Origin of the sequence: Hydrogenophaga sp. H7 (assembly GCF_002025745.1) — a bacterium.
Taxonomy (GTDB): domain Bacteria; phylum Pseudomonadota; class Gammaproteobacteria; order Burkholderiales; family Burkholderiaceae_C; genus Hydrogenophaga; species Hydrogenophaga pseudoflava.
Map to the genome: position 1 here is coordinate 67264 of NZ_MCIC01000004.1, position 12432 is coordinate 79695.

At 69.3% G+C, this 12432-nt stretch carries 12 protein-coding genes; 3 read left to right on the plus strand and 9 right to left on the minus strand.

The features are described 5' to 3' along the window. Positions 1–57 precede the first annotated feature (57 nt). The gene (locus BC358_RS05350) at positions 58–1029 is read right to left on the minus strand and encodes an amino acid ABC transporter substrate-binding protein (RefSeq protein WP_243721762.1); all 972 of its coding nucleotides are present in this window, start codon (positions 1027–1029) and stop codon (positions 58–60) included. A 367-nt stretch (positions 1030–1396) separates the two neighbouring features. Between BC358_RS05350 and BC358_RS05355 the strand changes: the two genes are divergently transcribed. Both BC358_RS05355 and BC358_RS05360 read left to right on the plus strand, forming a co-directional pair. After that, positions 1397–3112 (plus strand): long-chain fatty acid--CoA ligase, encoded by a 1716-nt coding sequence (locus tag BC358_RS05355; RefSeq protein WP_079365025.1) that lies wholly within the window; start codon positions 1397–1399, stop codon positions 3110–3112. Between the two features lie 260 nt (positions 3113–3372). Then, positions 3373–4374, plus strand: coding sequence for an MDR family oxidoreductase (locus tag BC358_RS05360; protein ID WP_079365026.1), 1002 nt, complete (start codon positions 3373–3375; stop codon positions 4372–4374). Positions 4375–4447: 73 nt separating this feature from the next. Here BC358_RS05360 and BC358_RS05365 read toward each other — a convergent pair whose 3' ends face one another. After that, positions 4448–5308: a DUF2189 domain-containing protein gene (locus tag BC358_RS05365; RefSeq protein ID WP_079365027.1), complete on the minus strand. Its 861-nt coding sequence runs from the start codon at positions 5306–5308 to the stop codon at positions 4448–4450. Between the two features lie 86 nt (positions 5309–5394). Further along, positions 5395–5838, minus strand: coding sequence for a bacteriohemerythrin (locus BC358_RS05370; protein ID WP_079365028.1), 444 nt, complete (start codon positions 5836–5838; stop codon positions 5395–5397). 145 nt (positions 5839–5983) lie between these two features. Between BC358_RS05370 and BC358_RS05375 the strand changes: the two genes are divergently transcribed. Beyond that, positions 5984–6724 carry a 2OG-Fe dioxygenase family protein gene (locus BC358_RS05375; protein ID WP_079365029.1) on the plus strand — a complete coding sequence of 247 codons (741 nt, stop codon included), beginning with the start codon at positions 5984–5986 and terminating at the stop codon, positions 6722–6724. Here BC358_RS05375 and BC358_RS05380 read toward each other — a convergent pair. The 6 genes from BC358_RS05380 to BC358_RS05405 form a co-directional block, all read right to left on the minus strand. Next, the gene (locus BC358_RS05380; protein WP_079365030.1) at positions 6694–7005 is read right to left on the minus strand and encodes a YkvA family protein; all 312 of its coding nucleotides are present in this window, start codon (positions 7003–7005) and stop codon (positions 6694–6696) included. The genes BC358_RS05375 and BC358_RS05380 overlap by 31 nt on opposite strands. Before the next feature lie 96 nt (positions 7006–7101). Beyond that, positions 7102–8556: a VWA domain-containing protein gene (locus BC358_RS05385; protein WP_079365031.1), complete on the minus strand. Its 1455-nt coding sequence runs from the start codon at positions 8554–8556 to the stop codon at positions 7102–7104. Between the two features lie 13 nt (positions 8557–8569). Further along, a complete protein-coding gene (locus BC358_RS05390) occupies positions 8570–9928 on the minus strand; it encodes an AAA family ATPase (protein ID WP_079365032.1) in 1359 nt (452 codons plus the stop codon). Between the two features lie 5 nt (positions 9929–9933). Next, positions 9934–11118 (minus strand): beta-ketothiolase BktB, encoded by a 1185-nt coding sequence (gene bktB, locus BC358_RS05395; protein WP_079365033.1) that lies wholly within the window; start codon positions 11116–11118, stop codon positions 9934–9936. 96 nt (positions 11119–11214) lie between these two features. After that, positions 11215–11811 (minus strand): histidine phosphatase family protein, encoded by a 597-nt coding sequence (locus BC358_RS05400; RefSeq protein ID WP_079365034.1) that lies wholly within the window; start codon positions 11809–11811, stop codon positions 11215–11217. A 29-nt stretch (positions 11812–11840) separates the two neighbouring features. Further along, positions 11841–12432: SDR family NAD(P)-dependent oxidoreductase (locus tag BC358_RS05405; RefSeq protein WP_079365035.1), on the minus strand; the 592-nt coding region annotated here is incomplete at its 5' end.

Sequence of the window (12432 nt, forward strand, 5' to 3'; positions counted from 1 at the left end):
CGAAACTAGTTCATAGAGCCCTTGTGCCTGCAACGGCCAAGTGCCGTGTGCGACGGGTCAGCGCAGCGGAGCGGCGTACATGAAGCCGCCGTTGCTCCAGAGGTTGTTCTTGCCGCGCGGCAGGTTGATCGGCGTCTTGGGGCCGACGTTGCGCTCGAAGCTTTCACCGTAGTTGCCCACGGCCTTGATGGCGCGCGCCAGCCATTCCTTGTCCAGGCCCAGGTGCTTGCCCAGGTCTTCCGTGGTGCCCAGCATGCGGCCGACCTGTGGATCGGTGCTGGTCTTCATCTGGTCGACGTTGGCCTGGGTGATGCCGTACTCCTCGGCTTCGATCAGGCCGTTGAGCACCCACTTGGTGATGGCGAAGAACTCGTCGTCACCGCGGCGGATCATGGGGCCCAGAGGTTCCTTGGAAATCAGGTCGGGCAGGATCACGTGGGCGGCCGGGTCCTTGGCTTCCTTGGCGCGGATCGAGGCCAGACCCGAGGCGTCGGTGGTGTAGGCCTGGCAGCGGCCGGAGAAGTAGGCGCCGGTGGAGGCTTCGAGCTTCTCGAACACCACGGCCTTGATGCCCAGGTTGTTGGCGCGCGAGAAGTCGGTCAGGTTCTTCTCGGTCGTGGTGCCCGACTGCACGCAGACCGTGGCGCCCTTGAGCTGCTTGGCGCTGCTGATCTTGCCCTTGTTGACCAGGAAGCCCTGGCCGTCGTAGTAATTCACGCCCACGAAGTGCAGGCCCAGCGAGGCGTCGCGCGAGAGGGTGTTGGTGGTGTTGCGCGAGAGGATGTCGACTTCACCGGACTGCAGGGCGGTGAAGCGCTGCTGCGCCGTCAGTGGCACCCACTTGACCTTGGTGGCATCACCCAGCAGCGAGGCCGCCACGGCCTTGCAGTAGTCCACATCCAGACCGGTCCAGTTGCCGTTGCTGTCGGCAGCGGAGAAGCCTGCCAGGCCCACGTTCACACCACAGATCAGCTGACCGCGCGCCTTGATGGCGTCTATCGTTTTGCCCGCATGGGCGGGCAGGCTCATCAGGGCCGCCGCGGCGCCCAGTCCCAGGGCAGTCAGTTTGAGGGAATTCAGTTTCATCGGTCACTCCGTTTTGTAGGGAAGTTGTGAACAGCCAGTGGCGAGGCGCACCAGGTCGGGGCGCCCCGCACCCGCTGAACGACTGTATTACCGCCCAGCGGGCCGGGACATCGGGGTTTACGTGGGAAAACTATGCGAAGAATGTATGAACGCATGGCCCGCGGGCCCGCTCCGTGCCTGGCTGCATCGCATCAGCAGGTTCCATGCCAAAGACCTGTCCACGCGCCGTCTCCCCAGCGACATGCGTGCTTTCCTTTTTGCAGCGTCGGCCCGTATGCTGCGACCGAAAAAGCACACCAGGAGACAAGCCATGACGAACCCTGCCGCCACCAGCGCCGCACCCGCCGGCCTGCGCCCTCACCACCGCTTCTGGCCGCGCCGGCTGCCACACGCGATCACGCCACCGGCCACCTCGCTCTGGTTCAACCTGGAGGTCAGCGCCAGGCGCTACCCGGACAAGCCGGCCCTGGTGTTTTTTGACCGCAGCACCTCGTACCGCGAACTGCTCGAACAGGCCGAGCGTCTGGCGGCCCACCTGCACGCGCAGGGTGTGAAGGCCGGCGACCGGGTGATCCTGTTCATGCAGAACTGTCCGCAGTGGGTGGTGGCGCACTACGCCATCCTGCGCGCCAACGCGGTGGTGGTGCCGGTCAATCCGATGAACCGGGCCGAGGAGCTCAAGCACTACATCACCGACCCGGACGTGAAGGTGGCCATCGCGGCCGCCGATCTGGCGGGCGATCTGCTCAAGGCCAGTGCCGAGCTGCCCGAGGCGCAACGGCTGTCGCATCTGGTGGTGGCCCATTACCACGACGCCATCGGACCGGATGCCGACATCCCCCCGGCCTGGGCGGACTGGCTGGCCACCCGGCACCCGCTGCCTGCACTCCCGGGCGGCACCGTGGCCGACTGGGCGGACGCACTGGCCTGCAACGCCGTGCCGCCGGTGCACGACCGCAGGCCCGAGGATCTGAGCGTGCTGCCCTACACCAGCGGCACCACGGGCTTGCCCAAGGGCTGCATGCACACCCACGCGTCGATCATGCACAACGCCGTGGCCGGGCAGTTGTGGACCGGTGGCACGCACGAGAACGTGGCGCTGCTGGTGGTGCCGATGTTCCACATCACCGGCATGGTGGTGGGCATGCACTGCGGGGTCTACACCGGCACCACCCTGGTGCTGATGCCGCGCTGGGACCGCGAGCTGGCCGGCCGCCTGATCTCGCAGTGGAAGGTCACGCACTGGACCAACATCCCCACCATGGTGATCGACCTGCTGGCCAGCCCGCGCTTCGACCAGTACGACCTCTCCAGCCTGGTCTTCATCGGCGGCGGTGGCGCGGCCATGCCGCAGGCGGTGGCGCAGCGCCTGTTCGAGCAGTTCGGCCTGCGCTACGCCGAGGGCTACGGCTTGACCGAGACCGCGGCGCCCTCGCACAACAACCCCGCCGACCACCCCAAGCAGCAGTGCCTGGGCATTCCCTTCCTGAGCGTGGACGCCCGCGTGGTCGACCCCGACACATTGCAGGAGATGCCGACCGGCGAAGCCGGCGAAATCATCATCCGCGGCCCGCAGGTGTTCAGCGGCTACTGGAAGCGGCCCGACGCGACCGAGGCCGCCTTCATCGACTTCAACGGCAAGAAGTACTTCCGCTCGGGCGACCTCGGGCGTGTGGATGAAGATGGCTACTTCTTCATCACCGACCGCCTCAAGCGCATGATCAACGCCAGTGGCTTCAAGGTCTGGCCGGCCGAAGTGGAGGCGCTGATGTTCAAACACCCGGCCATTGCCGAGGCCTGCGTGATCAGCACAAAGGACGACTACCGCGGCGAAAGCGTGAAGGCCGTGGTGGTGCTGCGCGAGGCCGCCAAGGGCCAGACCACCGAGCAGGACATCATCGACTGGTGCCGCGAGAACATGGCGGTTTACAAGGCGCCGCGCGTGGTGCAGTTCGTCGACGCCCTGCCCAAGAGCGGCAGCGGCAAGGTGATGTGGCGCCTGCTGCAGGAGCGCGAGCCGGCATGAACCCGTGCCGGCAGGGGCTTGGGCGGGGCCGTACCATCGGGTATGCCTTTTCGACCGTCCTCACTGCGCCGGCTGTGGCAGCCACGGCACCCCCTGTTCTGGCTCATCGTCGGCCTACAATTGCTGTCCTCGGGCATGACGGCCGCCATGCACCTGCTGACGCTGCCCGGGCCGCTGCGCGCTCCTCACCAACACGCTGGCCAGCTGGTGGCTGCTGGCACGCCTCTGGCGCGAAACCGCGCCGTCCAACGGAGACACCCATGTTCAAGGCCCTGCTGATCACCAAGACCGATGACGTCGGTTACCGCTGCGCACTGACCGAGCTGGACGAAGCCCAGCTGCCCGCGGCCGGCGACGTGACCGTGCGCGTCGACTGGTCGACCATCAACTACAAGGACGGCCTGGCGATCACCGGCCAGTCGCCGGTGGTGCGCAGCTTCCCCATGGTGCCAGGCATCGACTTTGCCGGCACCGTCACCGACAGCGCGCACCCGCGCTGGAAGGCCGGCGACCGCGTGATCCTCAACGGTTTCGGCGTGGGCGAGACGCACTGGGGCGGGCTGGCGCAGAGGGCCCGCGTCAAGGGCGACTGGCTGGTGCCGCTGCCCGAGGGGCTGACCGCGCGCGAAGCGATGGCCATCGGCACCGCCGGCTACACCGCCATGCTGTGCTTGATGGCGCTGCAGAAGCACTGGGCCGAGGCGGGCGTGAAGCCCGGCAGCGGCGAGGTGCTGGTGACCGGGGCCAACGGCGGGGTGGGCAGCGTGGCCGTGGCCCTGCTGGCCGCGCAAGGGCACACCGTGGTGGCGTCCACCGGGCGATTGGCCGAGTCGGACTACCTCAAGAGCCTCGGCGCGGCCGAGGTCATCGACCGCGCCACGCTGGGCGCACCGGGCAAACCGCTGCAGAAAGAGCGCTGGATCGGGGTGGTGGACTCGGTGGGCAGCCACACCCTGGCCAATTCCTGCGCCAGCACCCGCTACGGCGGCGCGGTGGCCGCCTGCGGCCTGGCCCAGGGCATGGACCTGCCGGCCTCGGTGGCGCCGTTCATCCTGCGCGGTGTCACGCTCTACGGCATCGACAGCGTGATGGCCCCGCTGACCCGCCGCGAGGCCGCCTGGTCGGCGCTGGCACAGTCGCTCGACCGCGGAAAACTGGCGGCCATGACCACGGAAATTGGCCTGGCCGCGGCGCTGGACGCCGGGCCGCAGATCCTGGCCGGTCAGGTGCGCGGGCGCCTGGTGGTCAACGTCAACGCCTGAGCGTCACCGGACCACATGCCATGCAAAAGGGCCGCCTGCGAGGGCGGCCCTTTTGCATGGGGAGGAAAGTCGGTCAGACGGTCGGCGCCGGCACGATGTGCCGGTAGGCGTGCCAGGTGGCGTGACCGATCACGGGGCCCGCCACAAACAGGCCCAGGAACACCGGCAGCATCGCCAGCAGGATGATGCCGGTGATGAGGGCGCCCCACAGCAGCATCACGCCCGGGTTCTGCAGGCAGGCGCGGATGCTGGTCAGTCCCGCCGAGATCGCATCGACCTGGCGGTCCATGATCATCGGGATCGAGATCACGCTGGTGGTGAAGATCAGGCCGGCGAACACCGCGCCGACGACCGTGTAGGTGACCAGGAAGCCGATGTTCTCGGGGTCGATCAGCATCGCCAGGATGTTGGCCTTCTCCGGCATGGTGTTGAAGCTCACCGCAAACACCACCAGCGAGGCGCGGCCCCAGAGCATCTCCAGGATCAGCAGCACACCCGCGAAGATCGCCATCGTGCCCTTGGTGGACCGCCAGGCCTGCAGCGAGGCGCGCAGCGACGGCCGGTGGTCCTGCGTCTGCAGGGCCTTGCTGGCGTCGTACAGGCCCAGGCACAGGAACGGGCCCATCAGCAGGAAGCCGGCACTGAGCGCGAGCACGTAGGCCGGTGCGTTCTGGAACACGGCCAGCAGCGCATGGCCCATCAGGAAGAAGCACAGGCCGTAGAACAGGCCGATGCGCGGGCAGCGACGGAAGTCGTCCCAGCCCCGCTTCAGCCAGCGCAGCGGGTCACCGGCGGACAGCGTCGCCAGTGGCAGCGAGAACACCGATGGAGCGCGGGCTTCCGCCTCTGCATCCGGTCGTTCATCGGTGGTCTCCGCGGTTTCGGCTTCCGGAGCGGAAGCGGGAACAGCGTGCGCTTGCAAGGCCTCGGCCATGGGATCTCCTGTTGATAAAAATCAATATAACCATGTGCGCATACAGGGTTTACATGGTTTTCCCGGAGACCCCGGTGCCCGCCGGGTCAGGGCGCCGAGGCCGGATGTGCGCTGGTGCGGTGCGTCCGGCGGACGGGCACTTCGCTCTGCACCGAGCGCATGTGCAGGGCCAGTGCGGCGTCCAGGGTCTGGGTGTGTTTGGCGAACCAGGCCGCCAGCTCACCCGCCATCTCACGCACCGCCGCCATGTTGCCGGCACGCGCCAGCGCCAGCCCCTCGCGCATGACGTTCAGCACCACCTTGTGCTGCATGATGTGGTTGTCTGCGGCGGCGAAGCGTGTGCGCTTCATCCATTCGTCCTCGCTGCCGAAGTGCCGGACGGTGTGGTCGATGACCGCCGACCAGGCTTGCGGCAGTGTCTCGTCGGGCGCGGTTTGCGCCAGCGCCAGCAGGTCCACAAATGTGTGGTGCACCTCGTCCATGGGCGGGAAGTCCAGCAGCAGTGATTCGGACCATTCAACAGTGTTCATTGCGGTACCTCCGTCTGTTGAAGGCAGCTTGACAGCGTGCGCGCGGCCGATCCTTGATCCAGCGCAGAAATCGCGCGCAGACCAGGCAGGATCCGGCTGCTTTTTTGACCGGGTTTGCCCTAGCTCAGACCGCTACACTGCCTGCATGACACGCGCCTTCGACCCTCCCTATTCCCCCCTTGCCCAGTCCGACGCCCATCTGGCCCGACAGGGTTTCAGCCTGCTCGGCGCCAACGATGTGGCGGCCTGGCTGGGTGCCTCCATGGCGGATCTGGAGCGGCTGCACGGCGCCTGGAACGATCTGCCCGCGGATGGCTATCTGAAGGACGGTGGGCGCTACCGCCGCCGGCGCCACAGCTGCTTCGTGGTGGACGGTGCGCAGGTCACCGAATCACCGCACCGCGCGCACTGGCAGCCCTTGGAATACAACGCCCTGCACGGCGGCATGCAGCGCTGGTTCGAGCCCATGGCAGAACAGACGCGCGCCGATCCGCTGTGGCGGCGCCTCCTGGTCCGGGTCGGCGAGGCGGTATCGGAGCTGCACGGCGCGCGCCCCTGGTATGTGGAGGCGCACCCGTTCCGCATCGACACCACCGACGGCATCGGCCGGCCGACGCCCGAAGGCGCGCACCGCGACGGCGTCGACCTGGTGGCTGTTTTCATGCTTGAACGCCATGGCATCAAGGGCGGCGAGAGCCGGGTCTTCGAAGCCGAGGGGCCGGCCGGTCAGCGCTTCACGCTGACCGAGCCCTGGTCGCTGCTGCTGCTGGACGACGCGCGCGTGATCCACGAGACCACGCCCATCCAGCCGCTGGTGGCGGGCGAGCTGGGCTGGCGCGACACGTTGGTGCTGACTTACCGGCGCAACGGGTTCCAGGGGGACTGAGCCCTCGCGCCGCTGGCGCGCGCATCGGCGTGTTCACGGACGTGCGTCGGCAGCCGCGACAGCAGCCAGCGCAGTGCCATCGGAACGATCACCAGATCGTCGACGACACCCAGGATGGGGATCATGTCCGGGACCAGGTCGATGGGCGAGAGCAGGTAGAGCACGATGGCCGCCGCGCCGGCCTTGAGCCAGACCGGCGCTTCCGGATGGCCCAGCGCGTACCAGAGCCGCTTCGCGTCACCGCGCACGGCCAGCCAGAGCACCGACAGACGTTTCCACATCGCTTCACCTCCAGGTATGGGGACATCCGGAACACCCGGACAGCGCACAGTGTGGGGCGGTGGACCCTGATTGCAAGAGCAAGGTTCCCTGTGCGGTCATCTTCGTATGGCGTTGGGGAAGTACATCGCCGTCAGGCTGCGGCTGTGCACCGGTGAAAAGCCTTCCGCTGCCGCGCCGCTGGCCTGGCCGTAGCGCCGCCAGTCGCGCACCCAGTGCAGGGCGTCGCAGATCTCCACCAGGCCGATGGTCTCGCGGTCGCCGATCAGGATGCCGTGCACCCGCAGGCTCAGCCGCTCCTTGGCCTGGCGCAGCGCGGCCAGCGTCGCGGGGGTGAGGCCGAACTCGCCGTCGCTGACGATCAGCACGTCCGCGTCCTGCCAGCCCTGCTGTTGCACGTTCTCAATCGCGCGCTCGATGGGGGTCTGCACATCGGTGCCGCCGTCGAAGGCCTGGCCCATCAGATCGAGCAGCGCGTCCAGGCCGGCGGCGTCGCGCGTCAGCGCGCGTTCGACCAACTCTCCCGGGCCGCCGAAAGCCAGCAGCTGGCAGGCCCGCTCGCCCGCGTGGGCGCTGCGCAGGGCCTGCAGCACACAAGCCTTGGCCACGTTCTCGGGCGCGCCCTGCATCGACCCCGAGGTGTCAAGGCAGACGATCAGCGGCCCGTGGCCCAGGTGGGCATCCTGTTGCCGCGCGGCGGCGCCATCGGGTTGGGGGCGCGGGTTCGGCCGCGGTTCGCGCGCGCGGTCGTCGTAGGTCAGCAGCTGGGCCTCGGCGAACCGGGCGCGCCACAGGCGGCGCAGCACCGGGTGCGTCAGGTTCAGGCTTTCGCTGCCGGTCATGCGGGCCAGCGCCCGCGAGCGGTGCACGCCGTCCACGGCCGTGGGTTCGGGCCGGCGCTCGTTGTCGTCCGTGGGCAGCGGGGCGGCCTGGTCGGCCGCCTGTGCCTGTGGCGTGGCGGTGCGCGCCAGCGGCTGGTGTGCGGCCAGCTGGCGCCGGCCCACGCCGTCGATGAACTGGGCCAGCGCAGGCAGCCGCTCCAGCAGGCCACCGATGCGCCGGGCCTCGGCCCATTCGCGGCGGCTGAGCTGGCCTTTGAGGTCGTCCCAGTGCAGATGCGAGGGGTCGCCCAGCGACTTGAGCAACGACATGGCCTCTTCCCAGCCCTGGCGCTGCAGGGTCCAGTTTTCGCGGAACTCGTCGGCCATGCGGGCGATGGCCTGGGCGCGGGTCTCGCTGGCGGGCCGTTCAATCAGGCTGTCCAGGTGCCAGAGCAGGCTCTGCAGCATCTGGCGCGTGAGCGAGGTGTTGCCCTGGGTGAGTATGAGCAGGTCGAGTTCGGTCAGCAGGCGGCGCAGCGGCGCGACGGCCTCGGGGTCGTCCAGGTCCAGCGCCGCGTCGGGCAGGCGGCCGGCCAGCAGCGCGTCGTGCCAGGGCGCAGCCTGGGTCAGCCGGGCCTCGGCCGTGCCGCCGCTGCAGACCACCGACCAGCGCCACAGCTCGCGCGCCATGCCGTCGAGGTGGTGGTAGGGGCGGTCGGCGGGGGCCGTCATGGCTGTTTCGAGTTCAGTCTTGCCAGCTGACCGGCGTGGGCACGAACTCGGACCTGTCCTCGGCCAGGCGGGGCAGGGCCGCGAAGCCCCCGTGCAGTTCGGCGAGCCGTGCGGCCAGGGCATCGACCTGAGCGCGGCGTTGGGCGTGCACGGCCTCGATGCGGGCCCGCCACGACGGCGGCAGCCAGCCGTGGGCTTGCGCCTGTTCGAGCACCGCGGCGGCGGTTGCGTGCACCTCGGCCTGCAAGGCGCCCAGCCGTTGCTGAACCTCGGCCACCTGCGCCACCCGGGCGCGGATGTGCAGCGCGCCGTAGCGGCGGTGCGCCCGTTCGCTGGTGATGCGCACGAGTTCGCTCTCGCTGCTCGGCCCTGCGATGGCGCGGGCCAGCGCGAGCTTGCCGGCGCTGTCGTCCTGTGCATCGGCCGGCGCACGGCGTTCCACGTCGAGCTGCTGCTCGAACGCCGTCACCGCCCGTTCCAGTCCATCGATGGCCAGCGGCGCGGCCTGGGCCACGGTCAGCAGGAACCAGTCGGTCCAGCCGTGCACCTGGTCCGGGTCGGCGGCGAGCAGGAAGGGCAGCAGCCAGGCGTCCCAGACCGAGACCTCGGCAGCGTCGCGGCTGGCGGCCTGCACTTGCAGCAGGGTCGCGGTCTGGCGCCAGCGGCGGTCGGAGACGGTCTGCTGCGTGTGCTTCGCGCGTTCGCGGGCTGCGGACAGCAGGGCGATCACCTCGTCGCCCAGTCGTACGCAGCCGGCCTGCGCGCGCAGCGCCTGCAAGGAGGCCGACGAGAGCTGCGCATCGGGATGCGCCTCGCCTTCGGGCAGGGCGGTCTGCAGCAGGGCGGCGAAGTGCGCGTCGTCCACCGGCGTCACCGGCACGCGCAGCAGGAAGCGGTCGTAGAAGGCGTGCAGGCTTTCGTCCTGCGGTACTTCATTGCTCGCGCCCACCAGGCAGACCAGGGGCACGTCGACCCGGTGCTGGCCGTTGTCGAAGCAGCGCTCGTGCAGCAGGCCCAGCAAGGTGTTGAGGATGGCCGAGTTGGCCTTGAACACCTCGTCGAGAAAGGCCACCTCGGCCGACGGCAGGTAGCCGGCGGTCAGGCGCTCGTAGCGGTCGTCTTCCAGGGCCTTGAGCGAGAGCGGACCGAACAGCTCCTCGGGCACCGAAAAGCGGGTCAGCAGGCGCTCGAAATAGTGCGCGCCGGGCAGCAGGCGCTGCAGGCGGCGCGCGAGTTCGCTCTTGGCCGTGCCCGGCGGGCCGAGCAGCAGCACATGCTCGCCTGCGAGCGCTGCCAGCAGCAGCGCGCGGGCCGCCACGTCGCGCTGGAGCAGGCCGCGCTCCAGTTCTTCAATGGCGGCGGTCCAGCGCATGACGGTCACATCCGCTCGAAGATGGCCGCAATGCCCTGGCCGCCACCGATGCACATCGTGACGAGGGCGTAGCGGCCGTTGACGCGTTGCAGTTCGTACAGCGCCTTGACGGTGATCAGCGCGCCGGTGGCACCGATCGGGTGGCCCAGCGAGATGCCCGAGCCGTTGGGGTTGACCTTGGCTGGGTCCAGGCCCAGTTCCCTGGTGACGGCGCAGGCCTGGGCGGCGAAGGCTTCGTTGGCCTCGATCACGTCCAGGTCGTTGACCGACAGGCCGGTCTTCTTCAGCACGGCCTGCGTGGCGGAGATCGGGCCCACGCCCATGATCTTGGGGTCGAGGCCGGTGTGGGCGTAGCCGACCAGACGAGCCAGGGGCTTGGCGCCACGGGCCTGCGCTGCCTTGGCGTCCATCAGCACCACGGCGGCGGCGGCGTCGTTGATGCCCGAGGCGTTGCCGGCGGTCACCGTGCCGTTCTCCTTCAGGAACACTGGCTTGAGCTTGACCATGTCCTCGAGCTTGCAGCCGGGACGGAAGTGTTCGTCGGTCGCGTAGGCCACCTCACCCTTTTTGCTCTTGAGCATGACGGGCACGATCTGGTCCTTGAAGCGGCCTTCGGCGGTGGCGCGCTCGGCGCGGTTGTGGCTTTCCACCGCCAGCGCGTCCTGCATCTCGCGGGTGATGCCGTACTTGGCGGCCACGTTCTCGGCCGTCACGCCCATGTGGATGTTGTGGAAGGGGTCGTGCAGGGCGCCGATCATCATGTCCACCATCTTGGTGTCGCCCATGCGGGCGCCCCAGCGCATGTTGAGCGACGCGAACGGCGCGCGGCTCATGCACTCGGCGCCGCCACCGATGGCGACGTCGGTGTCGCCCAGCAGGATGGATTGCGAGGCGCTCACGATGGCCTGCAGACCCGAGCCGCAGAGGCGGTTGACGTTGAAGGCGGGCGTGCCTTCGGCACAGCCGCCGTTGATGGCGGCCACGCGCGAGAGGTACATGTCCTTGGGTTCGGTGTTCACCACGTGGCCGAAGACGACGTGGCCGACATCCTTGCCTTCGGTGCCCGCGCGGGCCAGGGCCTCGCGCACGACCAGGGCGCCCAGTTCGGTGGGCGGGCTGTCCTTGAGGCTGCCGCCAAAGGTACCGATGGCGGTACGGACTGCGCTGACGACGACGACTTCACGGCTCATGGAATGCTCCTCTGTGGATGGGGTATGGGGTCAACGGCACATGGTAAGGCCAGCACCCTTACGCCGGCCTTGTGCCACGTCAAGCAGAAGACAGGCTCAGACCGTGTGCCGCGCCAGCAGCTTCAAGCGCCCCGGCGCGGCGGGGTCGGCGCGGGTCAGGAACAGCTCGCCCATGGCGGGGTGTTCACCGGTCAGCGCCGTGATGTTCACCTGGTGCGTGACCAGCACCCAGTTGACCGGCGCGCGCAGGGCGGCGACGGTCTCCAGCACCTCGCGGGTCTGCTGCCCCGAGTCGCCCTGACCCTGGAAGAAGGAGTTGATGGCGGGCCACACGGTGTAGCGACCGAAAGCCAGCCGCGCGGTGTCGGTGCAGCGGCACCAGGCGCTGCTGCGCACCGCGGCGATGGCGATGTCCTCGCGCCGGAAGGCCTCGCCCACACGGCCTGCCTGTGCGCGGCCGGCGGCGCTGAGGTTGCGCTGCGTCTCGCAGCGGCCGAGCGTGAAACCCGGCGGGTCGCCCGCGCCGGTTTCGGTCTGGGCGTGGCGCATCAGCACCACGCAGCCGCCCTGGCGCAACAGGGGCCAGAAGCCGCCTGGTCCGGACTGGGCCTGGACCAGACCGCAGGCCGCACCGGCCGCCAGCAGCAGCGTCTGGCGACGGTTCGGGTGGAGGGTGGTGGTGGGCGGTGGCATGGGGTTGGCGCGGGTTCGCGGACCGGCGATCAGCCCCGCACGTCGGCCACGGGCTCGCCGCCAAAGTCCGGACGCTGCAGCCAGGCCAGCACCTGGGCCGCCGCGTCCTCGGGGCTTGTGAGCTGCTGCTGGCGCTGGAGTTCCACGAAGCGCTGGAGGTCGGGGAAGCCGGCGGGGTCGCCCGCGCGCAGCTGGGTCTGCATGTCGGTGTCGATCACGCCCGGGGCCAGTGAAACGATGCGGGCGCCCTGCTCGCGGCGCGCCTCGTCCAGCGCCACACAGCGCGAGAAGTGGTCCATGCCGGCCTTGGCCGCGCAGTAGGGCGCCTGGGCCGCCATCGCCCGGCGCCCCAGTCCGGATGAGATGTTGAGCACCTTGCGCGGGCCGCGCCAGCCGGCGTCGACCCAGGCGCCGCTGGCGTTCAGGAACGCGGCGGTCAGCAGCATGGGTGCTTCCAGACCGACCCTCAGGGCCCGGGCGATGCCGTCCGGCGGGCAATGCTCCAGCGGCGTGATCTCCGGGATCACGCCGGCGTTGTTGATCAGGGTGGCGCTGGCCAGGCTGGGCGCGTCCAGCTGCGACAGCCACTGCTGCAGGCGCGCCGCGACGGGCGCCGGGTCG